Source organism: Legionella santicrucis, from assembly GCF_001468135.1.
Lineage (GTDB): Bacteria > Pseudomonadota > Gammaproteobacteria > Legionellales > Legionellaceae > Legionella > Legionella santicrucis.
Window position 1 is genome coordinate 47,540 of record NZ_LNYU01000003.1, and the last position, 17,600, is coordinate 65,139.

The following is a 17,600-nucleotide window of genomic DNA, read 5'->3' on the forward strand; positions in this document are numbered from 1 at the left end:
CCTATGAAAAAAAAGACAATCACTTATTTAATCGTATTCCTTTTAATTGGGTTTTCCTTGTCGGCTCATGCACAAGGCAGCATGGACAGCAGGGATTTGCTGGATAATATTCTCTATCGGTTTTCCAGTACAGCCTCTACATGGAGCCAAACCATATTAAGTTATGCTCGATACCTCTTCTGGTCTCTGGCATTAATTAGCATGGTATGGACCTATGGGCTTATGTCATTACGAAGAGCGGATATTCAGGAATTTATGGCTGAAACGGTGCGATTTTTAGTGGTTGTCGGTTTTTTCTATTGGATTTTGGATAATGGACCTGCCATTGCCAGCGCAATCATCGATTCCATTCGACAACTCGCAGCTAAGGCTTCCGGAATTGATACGCACATTTCCCCCTCTGACATTATTGACGTAGGTTTTGATATTGTCTCCAAAGCTATTGATAACTCGTCTCTATGGTCTCCTGCAGCAACTACAGTGGGATTGATCGTTGCTGGGGTGATTCTGGTCGTTTTGGCACTGGTCAGTATTAACATGCTGATTATTCTCATTACTGCCTGGATTTTAACCTATGGCGGAATCATCTTGTTGGGCTTTGGTGGCGGACGCTGGACTTGCGATATAGCAATTCAATACTACAAAACGGTACTTGGTATTGCATTACAGGCATTTGCGATGATTTTGATTATTGGTATTGGTAAGTCTTTTGTCGATCAATATTATGCGGCTATGGCAAAAGACATTTTGTTAAAAGAAATGTTTGTGATGCTCGTTGTCGCCATTCTTTTGCTGATATTGATTAATAAAATCCCCCCTGTTCTCGCCAGCATTGTATCTGGCGGTGGCGGAGGCAGCGGTGGTATTGGCTTGGGTGGCGCTTTAGGTGCTGCCAGCATTGCAGGTGCGGCTTTGGCCAGTAGCGCGGGAGCTGTTAGTGCTCAGAGCGCAGGAGGATTATCCGCTCTTCATGCTGCATTCAAAGCGGCTTCCCAAAGTATGGGGACTGGTGATTTAGGTTCTGCTTCAGAGGGCAATGTCAGTTCCAAAACCGGTAGTTTGGCACAAGCCATGGGACAAGCTTCCAAATTCGCCGGTTCGTTCGGGTCGCATTTAGCCACAGGAGCATTTGATGTGGCTCACGAAAAGGCAAGTGCTGTAAAGGACGCAATCGCTGCTACAGTGGCCGAAACTACAGGTGGGAAAATTGCAGATGCAATTTATCAACGAGTGGAGTCACAAAACGATTTATCAACATCTGAACAGCAGGATTGTGCATTTCAAAATATTACTTCAATAGTCGCTCCAGAAGGAAGTTTCAGTGCCGGAGAAAATGATGATGAAGTCAGCCATTTTGTCAATCGAAAAGCATCTGGAGACAGCCAATGAATCTGAATAAGCCTAATAAATCTATTGGCCCACAGGTAAGGAAAAAACAGGATAAAAAGAAAACCATACGACTCATTGGAATGATTATTTTGGGGTTTTTAATCAGTCTGGAAATTGGCACACAATATGTGGCTTATAAGTTTCATTATCACAATAGTTTAGGCTTATCCTTTGCGCATGTTTATCTACCCTGGCAACTGCTTTGGTGGAACATGAACGATTATCATTACCATCCCGAATATTTTAATGCCGCATTTGGCATGGTGGTGATGAGTAACTGTCTTTTTTTAATGCTGCTGATGTTTGCAAGTCGTCATTTTAAAAAAGAAAGCATCAGCGAATACCTTCACGGCTCAGCCAGATGGGCGAATAAGAATGATTTGAACAATGCTGGTTTGCTTGACCAGGAGGAAGGTGTGTATGTTGGGGCAATTGAAGATACGCAGGGAGAAATTCATTATTTGCGCCATAATGGACCGGAGCATGTTTTAACCTATGCGCCAACGCGCTCGGGAAAGGGTGTTGGTCTTGTGATTCCAACCCTTTTATCGTGGAAGCACTCCTGTGTCATTACCGATTTAAAAGGTGAGCTTTGGGCAATGACCTCCGGCTGGAGACAAAAGCATGCCAACAATAAAGTGATTCGCTTTGAACCAGCAACATTAACTGGTTCAGCCCGTTGGAATCCGCTTGATGAAATTAGAGTCGGTACGGAATCAGAGGTGGGTGACGTACAAAATTTGGCAACACTTGTAGTGGATCCTGATGGTAAAGGACTTGAAACCCACTGGCAGAAAACCTCACAAGCCCTTTTGGTGGGTTTTGTTCTGCATGCGATTTACAAACTAAACAACCAGGGGGAACCCGCCACATTTCCCAACATTGACCGTATGCTGGTTGATCCCAATATTAATATTGCCGATCTACTCATTGAAATGACCCAATACCCCCATATCGAGGGCAAAACCCATTCGGTTATTTCAGCCTCCGCCCGTGACATGATAGACCGTCCCGAGGAAGAAGCTGGTTCTGTGTTATCCACCTTAAAATCTTATCTGGCGCTCTACCGCGATCCAGTGGTGGCGCATAACGTCTCTGCCTCGGATTTTTGCATCCGCGATTTAATGAACCATGCAAGTCCTGTGAGCCTTTATATCGTTACTCAACCCAATGACAAAGCAAGGCTTCAGCCTCTGGTTAGGGTCATGATTAATATGATAGTGAGATTATTGGCTGACAAAATGGAGTTTGAGCGTGTATCTGATGATAAAGGTTTATCTTATGTCAGAACGAAAAAAACGTATAAGCATCGACTGCTTTGCATGATCGATGAATTTCCAAGTCTTGGAAAACTCGATATTCTGCAAGAGTCATTAGCGTTCGTTGCAGGTTATGGTTTAAAGTTTTACTTAATTTGTCAGGACATTAATCAGCTTAAAAGCCGTGAACGTGGTTATGGTCCTGATGAAACCATCACGTCTAATTGCCATATTCAAAATGCTTATCCACCTAACCGGGTTGAAACGGCAGAACATCTTTCCAAGCTGACAGGACAGACGACGATTGTTAAAGAACACATCACCACCAGCGGCAAACGCTTATCAACTTTTTTAAATCAAATTTCCAAAACCGTGCAGGAAGTATCAAGACCTCTTTTAACCGTTGATGAGTGTTTGCGTATGCCAGGACCGAAAAAAGATGCCGATGGTTTGATACGGGAGGCTGGTGATATGGTGGTTTATGTTGCAGGTTTTCCTGCAATTTATGGGAAACAACCACTTTATTTTAACGATCCGGTTTTCTTAGCCAGAGCATCTGTCGAGGCACCAGTATACTCAGATATTTTGCGTGCTCGTTTAAGTGACGATGAGCTCATCAAGTTATGAAAAAATTGTCCGTCTTCATCGCTATTTTCTTGATAAGTCTTATTGCTTTAGGCGCATTGTTCCATGCTATGGGTTTTAGGATGAACCTGACTGAATCCATACCTATAGGCTTATATCGCATCATCAGTGCAGAGTCTCTCAAAAATGCTTATGTGATTTTTTGCCCTGATGACAGGAAGTCGTTTAGGTTAGCCAAGAACAGAGGCTATATAGACCATGGTCTTAATTGTGGTGGATATGGTTATTTAATGAAAAAAGTGGTCGCGATATCTGGCGATATTCTTTCTGTGACACCTGAAGGGGTCTTGGTAAATCAAACGTTGCTTCCCTTTTCAAAGCCAAAATTAAAGGATGGAATTAACCGAACATTACCTCAATGGAGGACCTTAGATTATCTGCTTAAAGAAAATGAAGTGATGACCATGACCAGTCAAAGCGAATGGTCATTTGATGGTCGATATTATGGTCTTGTTCACACAAGACAAATCAAGGGAATGATCACACCCATATGGGTAATTAATAAACGGGAGAAAACCACATGAGTCACGAAACAGAGTTAATGGATGTGATTTCAGAAAAATTCAAAGATTTAGGAATCCCTGGCTTTCTTGTCGAGGTCAGCCCGATAGAAGCTGACATCATGGGAGCTTTTGTTGAAAATGCACTCAATGAAGAAGATGCGATGGAGGCCATTTATGACTAAAACTCCCTACCATCAAGTCGTTGCCAATCAAATTATTGAAAGCCTGAAAACAAGAACCGCACCCTGGTTAAAACCATGGGAGCCTGGCACAGGTAATGGTCAAGTTCCTTATAATCCAGTCACAGGTAAACGCTATCGAGGAATCAATGTCTTGTATTTGATGGTAAATCAAAGTGATGACAACCGTTGGTTAACCTACAAACAAGCTCAAAGTATGGATGCTCAGGTTCGCAAGGGAGAAAAAGGAACCACAATCCAATATTGGAAATTTCATGAAGAGCAAACTAAATACGATGATGCTGGTAAACCTGTGCTTGATGAGCATGGTAATCCATTAAAAGTGCAGGTGAATCTTGAACGACCTAAAGTGTTTTATACAACAGTATTTCATGCTTCGCAAATTGAAAATATGCCTGAACTCATTGCAAAAGAGCCAGATTGGTCCTTGATTGAAAGAGCAGAAAAACTGCTACATAACTCTGGCACCACCATTATTCACTCTGAAGCAGACAGAGCATTTTATAGGTTATCGACTGATAGCATTCATCTTCCACCTAAAGAGCAATTTAAATCCGCAGCGAACTATTATGCTACTGCCCTGCATGAACTAGGGCATTGGAGCGGTCATCCTTCAAGACTGGATAGAGATTTAGGCCATCCCTTTGGTTCAGATGCCTATGCCAAAGAAGAATTAAGAGCAGAAATTGCAAGCATGCTTTTAGGTGCTGAGCTTGGTATAGGTCATGACCCTTCTCAACACACGGCATATATCAAATCATGGATTCGTGTTTTGGAAGATGAGCCCTTAGAAATATTCAGAGCATCCGCAGATGCAGAGAAAATAGTGAATCACCTGTGTGCTTTAGAGCAAACTCAAGATATTCAATTGGCACCACTTATTGAAATCAAGGATGATAAACTAAAAGAGGAAATCTTTATGGCGACTGACAACACCACTTCTGAAAAGGTCTGGTTAAGCATCCCCTTCAAACAAAAAGAGATTGCCAAATCTACAATAGGAAAACTACCTGATGGAACACCAGGTATTGCCTGGGATAAAGTTCAAAAATGTTGGTATGCAAATCCTGGTGTTCCTGTTGAGAAAATTAAAGCCTGGCTTCCTGAACATCAGGCATTAACCCAGGAAAAATCGCTTATCCCTGAGGATGAGTTTAAAGCAGCATTAATAAACATTGGTGCTATTGTTTCAGGTGGGCATCCAATTATGGATGGTAAACCTCATCGCATAGCTACAGAGGGTGATAAAAACGGTGAAAAAGCAGGTTTTTATATAGCTCATTTAGATGGTATTCCAGCAGGATATATTAAAAACAACCGAACTGGTACTGAGCTTAATTGGAAATGTAAGGGCTACATTTTAACTGATGAACAGAAGGCAACTCTTAAGGCAGAAGCACTTGAGCATCAACAAACTCGTCAACGTGAGCTTGAAACTAAACAAAAAAGTACGGCATTAAGACTCGAACGAAAATTATCCATGATGACTGAAATTGTGGAACCCACCCCTTATATGCAGGCCAAAGGTATTCAGGTTCATTCTGGCGTGTATACTGATGAAGAAAAAAAAATAACCTGTATTCCAGCAACTGATTGCGAAGGAACACTTTGGACTGTTCAGTATATTGCCGAAGATGGAACCAAGCGCTTTGCAAAAGATTCAAGAAAAGAAGGTTGTTTTCATGTATTGGGCGGTATCGACAAGCTTGCAGAGGTACCCGTTATTCTGATAACGGAGGGTTATGCCACCGCTGCAACGATACAAGAGGCAACCGAGCTGCCGGCTGTCGTTTCAGCGTTTGATGCTGGAAACCTCAAGTCTGTGGCGAAAGCGCTACATGAAAAATATCCTCATACCCCAATCATTGTGGCCACAGACGATGACAAACACCTTGAATTAACTCAAGGCATCAATCCTGGAAAGGAAAAAGGAGGCGAAGCAGCAGATGCAGTCAATGGCTTTGTCATTCTCCCAACTTTTGCACCAGGCGAACAGGCATTAAACCCCGCTCAGTTCAGCGATTTTAATGATCTGGGAAATAGAAGCATGCTGGGTATTGAAGGGGTAAAACGGCAAATAAAGCCAAAGATTGATAGAATAGCTAAGAGATACAGCAACTTGAGATTATCGCAAAAGTGTAATGTGGCTCATATTTTATAGATTCAATTTCAATGGCGACAATTAATGTGTCCAATTATCGCCATTAAGTTATTAAGCAAAGTGATATAGTATGATAATCATCCGACCAGCATAACCGGAAGGCTCTGCTCAATGGATTACATACCCATTCGAACACTTTTGTTTAACATAATTTTTTCTGGGAAGCTGTCATTGGGTGCAGCAATATAACAATTACTTCTCATGAAAAAAGGATCTTTTTCGTCTCCCATTTTAAGACGCCTAACGGCAATACCAAGACTTACTCCTGCACTATTAAATCGTTCAAGCATGCGCTGAAGTTCTTCATTGATCTCCAGTTTCTGTATTGCTGTCATTTCCTCATATATCCCGTCACAATCCTGAAGATAATCTTGAAGCTCAGCAAAACAGTGTTCAGCTTCCTTTGAAAGACCCTCCCTTGCTTCAAACTGATGCGCTTGTGCATCCTCAGCCATTTCTCGAAGCTGCCTGCCGCATGTGACTTTTTTTACAGAAAGTGTAATAGTTTCTTTTTGTAACCGCTCATATTCTTCTCTTAAGGCCGCTTCATCGGGATGCTGGAAAGGTCTGTTAAATATATCAATATCTCCGAGTTCAAAAACATTGGCCAGAGCTCGTCTCACATCAGGACTCGAACTTTTACCATTTTCTACTCTCTGAATCGTCCTGACACTAAGCTTCGTGAGTTCTGCCAAAGTTTCTTGCGTCCACCCTCTCTGTTTGCGGTACAGTACAATGTAGAAAGCAAGATATTTTCCTGGTATGGGACCGTATGTACCATTATTTTGTTCGTTTGTCATTGTCTACCTCACTGGTTAATAAATAGGCTTTTATTGTATCAACGTAAGGTTTGTCAACCACGACAACAACACGACATAAAAGCGACAATAAAACCATACAAACAATTTTCTATAGAATCTAACAAATGACAATCTTAAATATAAGATACACAGACATAAAAAATTTTATACAGTTGCATATAGTCGACTAATTTAACGCTGTGTAATCTCAGTAGGATTTCAATTCTTATAACCCTTACGATTCTTATTTAATCGAGAAACTTCCCGTCGCACATGGTTATCAAGTTTGAATCCTTTCCGCTCCAGGTGAGCATGTGCATTATCCGGCAATAGCACTTGACCTCCTCCGGTGAGCTGAACCAGATCGCATTTGGACAGGTTTCGCAAGCTGTTGTGATCTTTGGCTGGCGAGCCTTGTCTAATGCTGAAAGAGTCGGGCTTTGTACTACCCCTTCTCTTTCCAGTGGCTGTTCCAGCAGCCTCATAGCCTCCTGAAGTTCTTCCTCGATGGCTTTGTCGGTTTGCTCTTGATTGATCATGGGATTTCTCCTGTTCAAAATTTAGTTTTTGACGTTGATTTTCCAAATCCAAATCAGCAAAAGTGATTGGCATTTGATATTGAATAACAATCTGCAAGATAATCTTTTTAAATAATGGAGACCCATTCACACAAATACAGTCACCATAGCGCTGCCTTGCCATTTCCAAGGCTCTTTTAAGCGTAGGAATAGACCCGCCTTTAGAAATGAAAATTTCCTTTCCATTGTCCCTAATAACATTGTTATCTTTTTTATAAATCTCAGTACCTTCTTTAGTAACAGAGTCGATTTGTCCAAAATTTAAAGAGGAAAAAAAAGAAGAGCCTGATCCTGATATAGCGTAATCATGCTTATTTTTACGATTACGATAACGCAGTGTCACTAAAGCATCCTGGTCGCCACTTTGTGCGTTTTGTTTCAGCCAATCAGCCCAGGTTTTGTTTTGGTAGGAATCTAATAACCGGCTACGTTCTTTGCCGTAATTTTTCCTTATGTTAGCAATTTCATTAAGGAGCGTTTTATTTATGTGACTATATAGGAACTTTTTCTGTACTTTAGAAAGGTTCATTAATTTCAAAGCCGCTCTTTTAATTCGACCTCGCTTTTTAGCCTTTTCAATAAGTTTGGCTCTGGCCTCTCGCAAGTTTTTAAGTTTGTCTGAAATGAAGTGTTTATTGTGTGACTTTTCATGCAGATATTTGGCATAAAGGGCCGTACCAAGTACTTTTTTATTTAGTGGTTCATAACGGTAAACATTAGAAGCAGGTGCACCGTCCTCTGAGTAGGATTGTACGAAGTCACCTAGCTTGGATTCGAGATTTTTTTTAGAAAAGCTTCTGGAAATAGAACTAGCTTTAACAGTCATCCCTTGCGCATTGCAGAAAACAAAACCATTGACTTTAGCACGTATAATCAACCCATGTTCTGCCAAAATACTATGAATCTCCTTCCAGTTTCTAGCTGCCTCTATTTTTTCTTTACAGTGACGCTTCATCCAATTAATCAAGCTTTCAATACCTGAATGGCGCTCCATATCGTCTGCAAGATTTTCCGAATGGTTTTTCCGAGTTTGATGATTGGTTATTTGAAGACCTAATTCAATTTCAAGCTGGGATGCAACCTCTGCAAAGGTCTTATATGCCCTGTAAGGTTCAATCATATTAAAGGTTTGAGGATGAATTTTATTAATCGCAACATGAATATGAAGATTGTCTGTGTCATGATGAACAACTGAGATTCTTTGGTGTTCTTTAAATCCAATCGACAATGCCACTCTATCTTCAATTTCACGTAAAATTTGAGCGGAAGGGTTTTCTCCTGGAGCAAAAGAAATAAGCATATGGTAGGTTTTATCTCCAGTGGCTCTTTGGTTTTTAGCTTGTGTTGCTAATACCTCCTGAACAGCCCAAATGGGATCCAGGCTATTACAGTTTGATAATCTGACTTTTCCCACTCTCTCCTGTTTGTTTTGTTGATTACACAGGTATTGAACAAGACCCGAGAAACTACTAAGTCTTGTTTTCTTCATAGGGATATGGCGAATAATCATAGTTTTTTCACCACTTCCAACATTGCATCCTGGGTGGTTTGAATACGATTTAATAATGTTTTTACTGTTTGTAGGTCAAAATGCGCAACGCGTTTATCCTGAGTCAACCATAGTTTTAACAGTCCACCAAGCCGTCCTAAGTCCCCATTAATTTTGGCTAGCTGCAGTATATGATCTTTATCAACACTACTTTGAATTTGATAACCAAGACTTATCCGTCTTAAGTACTCGGCAATTGAAAGGCCGGCAGTGGCTGCATTCGATTTAATTTGAATTTCTTCGGAAGGCAAGACAGGTACGCGAAGATGACGACCATTTTTTCTTGTAGGTGCTTTAAGCTTATCGTCCATAAGGATGCTGACCTCTTTATTAAGTGGTTATGCAATCCTTTGGGTATTGATTTGACCTCAAAACACAGGTTTTTCGTTGAGCACCTGAGGTGCGAATAAGACTCGTGAGGTTTGGTAGCCAGCTTGCTGGTTAGCTAACTTCACCTATCTTGCCCTGCGTTTTAAGTTCATTTAATAGCATCCTATCAGGTAATTTTATGTAATTTCAAGACCCTTTGTTTTAAAACTAATTTAATTTCGAATAATTACCAATTATTACGATAAATTACATATTTATACGTTTATGATGATGCTTAATTACGCCAAAAGGAAAGAAAATAACTTAATTAATTGCATAACAATAAAATAGTTTGTACCATCAGAAAGAGAACAATAATAAGTTGACGGTATGACATGGGAAACTCCCTCAGCGAACGAATCGCAGCAAAGCAAATGGTAAGAAAAGCCTCTGCTAAATCTGTAAATAAAGCCGCATTTCTTGCTTTAAAAAATGATATCGCTTCAGCTCTAGCTGACGGCTGGTCTATAAAGCTTGTCTGGGAAACCTTAGTTGAGGAAGGTAAAATCTCATTTTCATACAAAACCTTTTGTGGCTATGTAGCACGTTTGATTGCTGCAGAAAAAAAGCCATCTATTCAGGAGAACACCAAGGATGATGAAAAGGCTAAAAGTAAGACAAAAACTGAAATTCGCGGTTTTACTTTTAATCCAAAACCTAATTTGGAGGAACTCTTGTAATGGCAAAAATACATATCACACTGCAGGGAAAAGGCGGTGTCGGCAAATCATTTATTTCAGCAACAACCGCACAATACAAACAACACAAAGGGCATACTCCGCTGTGTATTGACACCGACCCCATCAATTCTACCTTTCATGGCTTTAAAGCCCTCAACGTCGATCATATTCAAGTCATGAGCGGTGATGAAATCAACCCCCGTCTTTTTGATGTCCTCATCGAAAAAATTGCCTCAACAACTAATGATGTAGTCATAGACAACGGTGCCAGTTCTTTTGTACCGCTATCTCACTACCTCATCAGCAACCAAGTTCCCGCATTGTTAAAGGAATTAGGCCATGAAATGGTGATTCATACGGTCATCACCGGTGGCCAGGCCTTATTCGATACTATTAATGGCTTCGCACAGCTGATTAACCAGTTTGCAAATGAAGCACAGTTTGTTGTCTGGCTTAATCCCTATTGGGGAACTATAGAGCATGAAGGAAAAGCATTTGAACAACTGAAAGCCTACCGAGATAACAAGGACAGAATATCAGCCTTAATTCAAATCCCCGACCTGAAAAAAGAAACCTACGGCAGAGATTTAACCGAAATGCTTCAACAAAAGCTGACCTTCGATGAAGTACTGAGTACGCCAGAGAAAAGCATTATGACCCGTCAACGCTTAAAAATCGTTCGCGCTCAACTATTTGGACAGCTGGATAGTGCCAGGGTGATCTAATGTCAGAGAAACTTGATAAAATCCTTCAAGACATCACTGTCAAACATGGTGTACTTTTGGGTAAAGACGATCCAATTCTTATCCTTCAGACTATGAATGAAAAACTGATTGAGGAAAATCGAAAAGCCCAACAGGATTTGCTGGTACAGTTCCGAGAGGAAATGGAAGGCATTTCTTCACAATGGAAAGATGATGCCAAAGAAAAAGCTGAAAAGGTTCTCAATGCGGCATTAGCTAGTAGTAAAGAAGCTATAACCAGATTGCTGCATGAATCGACTAAAGAGTCGGTTCAAGCTATGCAGAAATTGATCTCGGATTCATTGATTGAGGCTCACTCCCTGACACGAAAGACGCAAAAATTCAGTCAATTTGCATTGGCATCCTCCGCATTGTTTGCTGTCTCATGTATGATTTTCTTATTGCTTTATAAATAAGGTCCTTCTGTTAAAAAGCCCCAAATTGGGGCTTCTTATTTTTATCTACTAAAATTAATAGAATAGATTTTAAACCCGTACTTGTAGGAGCAGGGATGGCACTACTAAATAAATCAAAATTTAAGATGGCTTTAGAATGTCCAACGAAGCTCTGGTATTTTGATAAACCTGATGAATATATAAATAAGCGGGATGAGAATTCTTTTCTAAAAGCATTGGCTGAAGGCGGTGCTCAAGTAGAAGAGTTAGCAAGGCATTATTTTCCTGATGGTTTATCAATTGAGGCATCTGACACAAAGGAGGCATTAGAAAAAACTCAAGAGTTACTTCAAAGGGATTCTATCACCCTATTTGAAGCTTCCTTTCAATATCAAAACTATTTCCTACGTGCTGATATCCTGCAGAAAAGACCAGGCCATATCAAAATAATTGAAGTTAAAGCAAAATCCATCAGTAAAAAAGATGAAGCTAAGATGACAACTAAAAAAGAAACGATAAATTCAGATTGGCGACCCTATATTGCCGATATCGCTTTTCAAAAGTGGGTGCTAGAACAACTTTATCCTTCCTTCACCATAAGCAGTTATTTAATGCTTGTCGATAAAGATGCTATTTGCCCGACTGATAGATTAAATCAAAAGTTTCTAGTTCAAAAAGATAGCAACGGTAAAGCTATTGTCACATTAACCTCACCGATAACTGAAGAAGATTTGTCGGTGAAAATCCTAAAAGAAGTTAATGTTGATGATCATATAAATGTACTTTGGCAAGAAACAAATGACGAAGGACAAACCGTAAAAGATCAATTTCACCACTTCAGCAAAATATATTTCAGTGGACAGAAGTTTCCGCCTAAAGCAAAAGGCGAATGCAGTGATTGCCAATTTAATACACATGAATCCGACAGGCTCTTATCTGGTTTTAAAGAATGCTGGAGTGAATCATTAGGGTACAAAGAATCAGATTTTAATGACCCTACCATTCTCAATTTATGGGATTGCCGGGACAAACCGAAATACTTTCAGCAAGGACTGATCAAACTAAAGGACATTGACGAAACAGAATTCACAATAAAAGAATCAGATAAATCGGGTCTTTCCAGAACAAAAAGACAATGGCTTCAGATAGAAAAAGTTAAAACTCAAGATAATAGTGTCTGGCTTGATAAAGAAAACCTAAAAGCGGAAATGGACTCATGGCGATACCCCTTCCACTTTATAGACTTTGAAACCGCTATGCTGCCAATTCCTTTTAATAAGGGTTCGCATCCTTATCAAGGCATCGCCTTTCAATTCTCACATCATACACTTAATGAAAAAGGTCAAGTTGCTCATGTTGGTCAGTATCTTAATTCTGAGCCTGGAGTTGATCCAAGCATCGAATTTGTGCGCCACCTAAAAAAGGAATTAGAAAATGATGACGGGACAATATTTAGATATAGTAGTCATGAAAATACCTATCTAAATTTTATTCGTGAATATTTAGAGCAAATGATTGAGCCACCCAATGACAAAGAAGATTTATGCTCTTTTATTTTTTCCATAACAAGATCACCTTCTAAAAGTAAAGTAAAATGGGAGGGACCACGGTGCATGGTTGATATCTTGGAGTTAGTCAAACGTTTTCATTATGATCCCCTTACCAATGGGTCTAACTCAATTAAACAAGTGTTTCCAGCTATTTTAAATCGCTCAGATTACCTTCAAGAAAAATATAGCCACCCAATCTATGGTGCCGAAAACGGAATTCAAAGCCATAACTTTATAAATCAATGCTGGATAGTTAAAGAAAATAATCGAATAAAAGATCCCTACCATTTGTTACCACCAATTAATAAAGACATCTCTGATGAAGATGCTCAATTTCTATTTGATAGTGAAGACTTAAAAGAAGGCGGTGCCGCAACAATAGCTTATGCAAAGTTACAGTTTACTAATATGAGCAATTCTGAACGTGCAGAACTTAGAAACGCTCTATTGAGATACTGCGAATTAGATACATTAGCCATGGTTATGATCATTGAGGCATGGCACCATATGCTTCAAAATTAATACTCATTATAAGCTTACAAATACTCAAATCGTGCTATCATAAAATCAACTCAACTGACTGATTAGTTAGAATCCAGTGGAACCATTGCAATCTTGTGATAAGACCATCTTTTTTCACTGATTTCGTGGTTGATCTATTAAGGGGAAATAGTTGATTTGCTGACTACTACAACGAAACACTCCCAGTCAAATTAATGAAGTACTTTGATTATGAAGCTCTTGCGCATGCCCTTTTTATCGATGATTTTTGTTAGTGGAGTTAAATAGATATATTTATATCTTTAATAATCACTAAGCCTTATTTCAAGGCTTTTTATTATATATAAATTCACTTAAAATCAATGCCACGAAAGATTAAAATAAAATAATTGAAGATATCTGATGAGCGTTGGTAAGGTTCTAATACAAAAATATCAATCCCATGACAAGAAAGAATCTTCTATATTATTAGTATTCACAACTGCTATAGTTTTCATATATGAAAGATATTAGTCTTTTATAATGAATAAAGTAGAGGAACTAGAATGTCGAATGGTAAAACACTAAGACAGCTAATTAAAGCAGGTACCACTGGAGATCTGGCAGCCTTCCGTCGTGCATCAGAAACTGTAATATTAGAAGAAAGACAAAAACAGCACCATCTGTTGGCGAATGATCTCGAACAAATTCTTTATGGCGATGTTATTCCACCAATTAGAAATGGATTAACTTCTATTATCTCTCAAATTCCCAAAGATAAAGAAAAAGGTTTTCCACTTTTTGATATAAAACAACCACAAAGATCAATAGAAGAACTGATTCTATCACCGGAAAACACATCAATTATTGAAGAGTTACTCGAAGAACATCGCCGTAATGATGTTTTAAAATCTTATGGGATGAAAGCATCTCAAAAAATTATTCTTTTTGGCCCTCCTGGATGTGGAAAAACTTTAGCTGCAGAAGTTATTGCTTATGAGTTAGACTATCCTTTAGCCGTAGTGCGACTAGATGCTCTTGTCTCTTCATATCTAGGCGAAACAGCTTCAAACTTGAGAAAAGTTTTTGATTTTATATCTCAATATCCTTTAGTAGTATTATTTGATGAATTTGATGCAATTGGAAAAGAACGGGGAGATACTAGCGAACATGGCGAATTACGTCGTGTTGTTAATGCGGTGTTACAGATGATAGATGCATATCAAGGAAAAAGTTTAATATTTGCTGCTACTAATCACGAACATTTATTAGATACCGCAATTTGGAGACGTTTTGACGAAACAATAGATTTCCCTATTCCGACTGATTCTCTGATACATAAAATATTATCATTAAAACTTCGCGGAGTACGCCGTCAATTTGAACTAGATGAGCCCGAATTAATAAATTGTTTGAGTGGATTAAGTGGGGCTGATATTGAGCGAGTTGTACGACGTGCAATAAAACGTATTATTTTACACAATCAAGAATTTCTTACTTTAAGTGATATAAAAAAATCAATAGATCGCGAATTAAGAAAGAAACAACTTTAAGAGACCTGGATGACTCAGCAATATAAACATCTGCAAATAGAAAAAGAAATATTTCACAATGAGCGTCGCACAAGAAAACCACCACCACCATTCAAAAGGAATGATTTACAAGCTCATGCACACAAGTTGAAAGATTCTTTAAATCAAGCAACTATCCAAGCACGCCAACAAATTGCATCAGAGCCTGGGAAGTTTGTCTTAAAGTTGAATTATCTTGGTAGCCTAGATTTTGATCATTTAATAAAACATGGAATCGAATTTATTAGCCAAGAAGGACAAGAAACGTGTGTCGTATTTTCTGATGAAAAAGGTCTTTCTATTTTTGAAGAACACTTATCAAAATTAGGGCTTAACGATACAGATATTACTTATAAACAAATTTTAGAAGCGATAGATGGAATACATAATTGGACAGAAGATGACAGGAAAAGTTGGGCTATTAAGAAAAGTGGATTACCTAGTTCAGACCAATTTTATTTAGATATCGAATTATGGCCAGTTCATAGCACTAATCATCCTGAGCGCCAACAGTTATGTGTAAAATTCGAACAATGGTTAAAAAATAACTCTATTAAAATGGTCGATAGATTAAATAGAGACAGCTTATTAATGTATCGAGTAGAATTAAATAAGGTTCAAGCTAAACTTTTATTTCAACATCGAGATATTCGTTATATAGACCTTGCTCCTCAAACTGGTATTACATTTCAACAATGTAATATTGATATATCCAATATTCCTAAAAACTTACCATCCCCTCCCCTTGATAGTGCAAGAATATGCATTCTTGACAGTGGCATTAATACTAACCACCCTCTTTTAAAAACTGCTATCCAAGAAAGTGCAAGTTTTGTTGATGATGGAAGTGTTCATGACGATGCGGGACACGGTACAGCAGTTGCCGGAGTGGCTTTATATGGAAACATTGAGGAATGCTTATCTGCAAACTTTTGGCAACCTCAACTCTGGATATTTAATGGAAAATTGCTTTCATTTAATCCTGAAACGGGAGATGCATTTTTCAATGAAAAAAGTATTGAAACCTCAATTGAAAATGCGGTTAAATATTTTGTTGAAGAGTTTAGATGTCGTATATTTAACCTCTCTATAGGTAACCTTAATAGTCCTTATGATGGTAATCACATTCGTGGAATAGCTTATGTGCTCGATTTATTAGCACGACAATACGATATACTATTTGTAGTGTCGGCTGGCAATTTTTTTGGTTGTAATGAAACACCTATTCCAATAAAAAGCTGGCGTGAAGAATACCCTGAATACTTAATACATGAATCAAGCATAATAATTGATCCTGCACCAGCAATGAATGTATTAACTGTAGGAAGCCTTGCTCAACATAATGCTCACGAGAAAGAAAAGCGCTACCCCACAGAAATTAATAGTCTTTCTCCTGCAATCGAAAACCAACCATCACCATTCACTAGACATGGTCCATCAATCAAAGGAGCTTTAAAACCTGATTTGGTTGCTGTAGGTGGCAATTTAGCATCACCTCTACGAGAGGAAGGAAAACAATGGAAGACAGAATTTCGTGGCTTAGGCGTACTAACATTAAATCATCAATTTTCTGGAAGTAGCTTACTCAAAGAAATTTCAGGAACAAGTTTTGCTGCACCTTATGTTACACATCTCGCTGGACGCGTGCTTAATGAATACCCACAAGCCTCGGCCAATTTGTTAAGAGCATTGCTAGTTAATCACGCAGAAATTCCCCAAATTTGTTTCGAAACTTTTTCTGAAGAATTTAGTAAGCAATATAAAAATAATAGCCCATCTAAAAATCGCGAGCTAATACGTGATATTGTAGGATATGGAAAAGTAAATGAAGATATCTTATACCGATCTACTGAAAATGCAGTAGTACTAATTGCAGAAGATAAAATTGAAAATAATATATGTCAATTTTTTGAATTACCATTACCAGTTGATTTCTTGCGTAGCAAAAGAGCGAAACGCGAGCTACGTGTTTCACTAGCCTATTCTCCTCCAGTACGCACTACTCGCCTTGAGTACCTAGCTACAAAGATAACTTTTCGTCTTGTAAAAGGAAAATCATTAGAAGAAGTTGCGCAACATTTTGATCGTGAAATGCAAAAAGAAAAAGATACTCTGAATGATGCGTCTACTAGCAATAGAACTATCAGCGCACAACAACGTGATAAAGGCACCGTTCAATCCTCCTACTGGGAACTTAAACAACTGAATCCCTCGGAAAAATGGTTTGTAGTTGTTATTAGACAAGACCGAGAATGGGGAAAACCCTTGTGTCTGGAGGAGGAACCATATGCACTTGTAGTAACAGTAATGGATAAAGATAATTTAGAGGCGCAACTATACACTCAAATTCAACTTCGAATAAGAGAACTAGAGCGTGTTCAAGCCCGAATTAATGGATAATTAATTTTTTTGATTTAAATGCCTTACAAAAATGAAAAATAACCTTGCGTGAGATTTGCGTGTTTGAGTACGACACTGTTATACACAGTACGACATTTGTAGTGGTTTCCCGTTGCAAATTATTTATTTAAAATCAACGAGTTAATTTTAAGGCCGGGGGCTCATAATCCGTTGGTCCTAGGTTCAAGTCCTAGTGGGCCCACCAATAAAATCAAGTAGTTACGGTAGTTTTAGAAATTTTGGCTCATCCCCATTTCCGGGGGCACTAATCAAGAACACAAAACTTTAACCCTTAACCTGTAATTTTCAAAATTTCTAAACCCATAAG

14 protein-coding genes are annotated in these 17,600 nt (G+C 38.8%); 11 read left to right on the plus strand and 3 right to left on the minus strand.

Annotation, left to right across the window (positions count from 1 at the left end):
- Positions 1 to 3: 3 nt before the first annotated feature.
- From trbL to Lsan_RS00520, 5 genes are read left to right on the plus strand one after another with little or no spacing between them, the layout of a single operon-like run.
- The gene (trbL, locus tag Lsan_RS00500) at positions 4 to 1,389 is read left to right on the plus strand and encodes a P-type conjugative transfer protein TrbL (protein ID WP_058512589.1); all 1,386 of its coding nucleotides are present in this window, start codon (positions 4 to 6) and stop codon (positions 1,387 to 1,389) included.
- A complete protein-coding gene (locus Lsan_RS00505) occupies positions 1,386 to 3,275 on the plus strand; it encodes a type IV secretory system conjugative DNA transfer family protein (RefSeq protein ID WP_058512590.1) in 1,890 nt (629 codons plus the stop codon). The genes trbL and Lsan_RS00505 overlap by 4 nt, the downstream gene beginning before the upstream one ends.
- Positions 3,272 to 3,817, plus strand: a complete 546-nt coding sequence (traF, locus tag Lsan_RS00510) for a conjugative transfer signal peptidase TraF (RefSeq protein ID WP_058512591.1) — start codon at positions 3,272 to 3,274, stop codon at positions 3,815 to 3,817. Before Lsan_RS00505 ends, traF begins: the two co-directional genes overlap by 4 nt.
- A complete protein-coding gene (locus Lsan_RS22430; RefSeq protein WP_058512592.1) occupies positions 3,814 to 3,978 on the plus strand; it encodes a hypothetical protein in 165 nt (54 codons plus the stop codon). The genes traF and Lsan_RS22430 overlap by 4 nt, the downstream gene beginning before the upstream one ends.
- Positions 3,971 to 6,157: a zincin-like metallopeptidase domain-containing protein gene (locus tag Lsan_RS00520; RefSeq protein WP_058512593.1), complete on the plus strand. Its 2,187-nt coding sequence runs from the start codon at positions 3,971 to 3,973 to the stop codon at positions 6,155 to 6,157. Before Lsan_RS22430 ends, Lsan_RS00520 begins: the two co-directional genes overlap by 8 nt.
- 116 nt (positions 6,158 to 6,273) lie before the next feature.
- Here the strand turns inward: Lsan_RS00520 and Lsan_RS00525 are convergent, their stop codons facing one another.
- The 3 genes from Lsan_RS00525 to traJ form a co-directional block, all read right to left on the minus strand.
- A complete protein-coding gene (locus Lsan_RS00525; protein WP_058512594.1) occupies positions 6,274 to 6,957 on the minus strand; it encodes a helix-turn-helix domain-containing protein in 684 nt (227 codons plus the stop codon).
- A gap of 219 nt (positions 6,958 to 7,176) precedes the next feature.
- Complete coding sequence (gene traI, locus Lsan_RS00530; RefSeq protein ID WP_058512595.1) at positions 7,177 to 9,045, minus strand: TraI/MobA(P) family conjugative relaxase; 1,869 nt, start codon at positions 9,043 to 9,045, stop codon at positions 7,177 to 7,179.
- Positions 9,042 to 9,395 (minus strand): conjugal transfer transcriptional regulator TraJ, encoded by a 354-nt coding sequence (gene traJ, locus Lsan_RS00535; protein ID WP_058512596.1) that lies wholly within the window; start codon positions 9,393 to 9,395, stop codon positions 9,042 to 9,044. The genes traI and traJ overlap by 4 nt, the downstream gene beginning before the upstream one ends.
- A gap of 393 nt (positions 9,396 to 9,788) precedes the next feature.
- Here traJ and Lsan_RS00540 point away from each other — a divergent pair, with 393 nt between their 5' ends.
- The 6 genes from Lsan_RS00540 to Lsan_RS00565 all read left to right on the plus strand — a co-directional run bounded on the left by Lsan_RS00540 (position 9,789) and on the right by Lsan_RS00565 (position 17,272).
- Positions 9,789 to 10,133: a TraK family protein gene (locus Lsan_RS00540; RefSeq protein ID WP_058512597.1), complete on the plus strand. Its 345-nt coding sequence runs from the start codon at positions 9,789 to 9,791 to the stop codon at positions 10,131 to 10,133.
- Complete coding sequence (locus Lsan_RS00545; RefSeq protein WP_058512598.1) at positions 10,133 to 10,858, plus strand: ArsA-related P-loop ATPase; 726 nt, start codon at positions 10,133 to 10,135, stop codon at positions 10,856 to 10,858. Before Lsan_RS00540 ends, Lsan_RS00545 begins: the two co-directional genes overlap by 1 nt.
- A complete protein-coding gene (locus Lsan_RS00550; RefSeq protein ID WP_058512599.1) occupies positions 10,858 to 11,292 on the plus strand; it encodes a conjugal transfer protein TraM in 435 nt (144 codons plus the stop codon). Before Lsan_RS00545 ends, Lsan_RS00550 begins: the two co-directional genes overlap by 1 nt.
- A gap of 95 nt (positions 11,293 to 11,387) precedes the next feature.
- Positions 11,388 to 13,343, plus strand: coding sequence for a DUF2779 domain-containing protein (locus Lsan_RS00555; RefSeq protein WP_065236262.1), 1,956 nt, complete (start codon positions 11,388 to 11,390; stop codon positions 13,341 to 13,343).
- Between the two features lie 524 nt (positions 13,344 to 13,867).
- A complete protein-coding gene (locus Lsan_RS00560) occupies positions 13,868 to 14,854 on the plus strand; it encodes an AAA family ATPase (RefSeq protein ID WP_058512600.1) in 987 nt (328 codons plus the stop codon).
- Between the two features lie 9 nt (positions 14,855 to 14,863).
- Positions 14,864 to 17,272 carry a S8 family peptidase gene (locus Lsan_RS00565; RefSeq protein ID WP_058512601.1) on the plus strand — a complete coding sequence of 803 codons (2,409 nt, stop codon included), beginning with the start codon at positions 14,864 to 14,866 and terminating at the stop codon, positions 17,270 to 17,272.
- Positions 17,273 to 17,600 lie beyond the last annotated feature (328 nt).

Excerpts from the sequence above, each read along its gene's own strand:
- trbL (WP_058512589.1), top strand. The coding sequence starts at position 4 with ATGAAAAAAAAGACAATCACTTATTTAATCGTATTCCTTTTAATTGGG.
- Lsan_RS00505 (WP_058512590.1), top strand. The coding sequence starts at position 1,386 with ATGAATCTGAATAAGCCTAATAAATCTATTGGCCCACAGGTAAGGAAA.
- traF (WP_058512591.1), top strand. The coding sequence starts at position 3,272 with ATGAAAAAATTGTCCGTCTTCATCGCTATTTTCTTGATAAGTCTTATT.
- Lsan_RS22430 (WP_058512592.1), top strand. The coding sequence starts at position 3,814 with ATGAGTCACGAAACAGAGTTAATGGATGTGATTTCAGAAAAATTCAAA.
- Lsan_RS00520 (WP_058512593.1), top strand. The coding sequence starts at position 3,971 with ATGACTAAAACTCCCTACCATCAAGTCGTTGCCAATCAAATTATTGAA.
- Lsan_RS00525 (WP_058512594.1), bottom strand. The coding sequence starts at position 6,957 with ATGACAAACGAACAAAATAATGGTACATACGGTCCCATACCAGGAAAA.
- traI (WP_058512595.1), bottom strand. The coding sequence starts at position 9,045 with ATGATTATTCGCCATATCCCTATGAAGAAAACAAGACTTAGTAGTTTC.
- traJ (WP_058512596.1), bottom strand. The coding sequence starts at position 9,395 with ATGGACGATAAGCTTAAAGCACCTACAAGAAAAAATGGTCGTCATCTT.
- Lsan_RS00540 (WP_058512597.1), top strand. The coding sequence starts at position 9,789 with ATGGGAAACTCCCTCAGCGAACGAATCGCAGCAAAGCAAATGGTAAGA.
- Lsan_RS00545 (WP_058512598.1), top strand. The coding sequence starts at position 10,133 with ATGGCAAAAATACATATCACACTGCAGGGAAAAGGCGGTGTCGGCAAA.
- Lsan_RS00550 (WP_058512599.1), top strand. The coding sequence starts at position 10,858 with ATGTCAGAGAAACTTGATAAAATCCTTCAAGACATCACTGTCAAACAT.
- Lsan_RS00555 (WP_065236262.1), top strand. The coding sequence starts at position 11,388 with ATGGCACTACTAAATAAATCAAAATTTAAGATGGCTTTAGAATGTCCA.
- Lsan_RS00560 (WP_058512600.1), top strand. The coding sequence starts at position 13,868 with ATGTCGAATGGTAAAACACTAAGACAGCTAATTAAAGCAGGTACCACT.
- Lsan_RS00565 (WP_058512601.1), top strand. The coding sequence starts at position 14,864 with ATGACTCAGCAATATAAACATCTGCAAATAGAAAAAGAAATATTTCAC.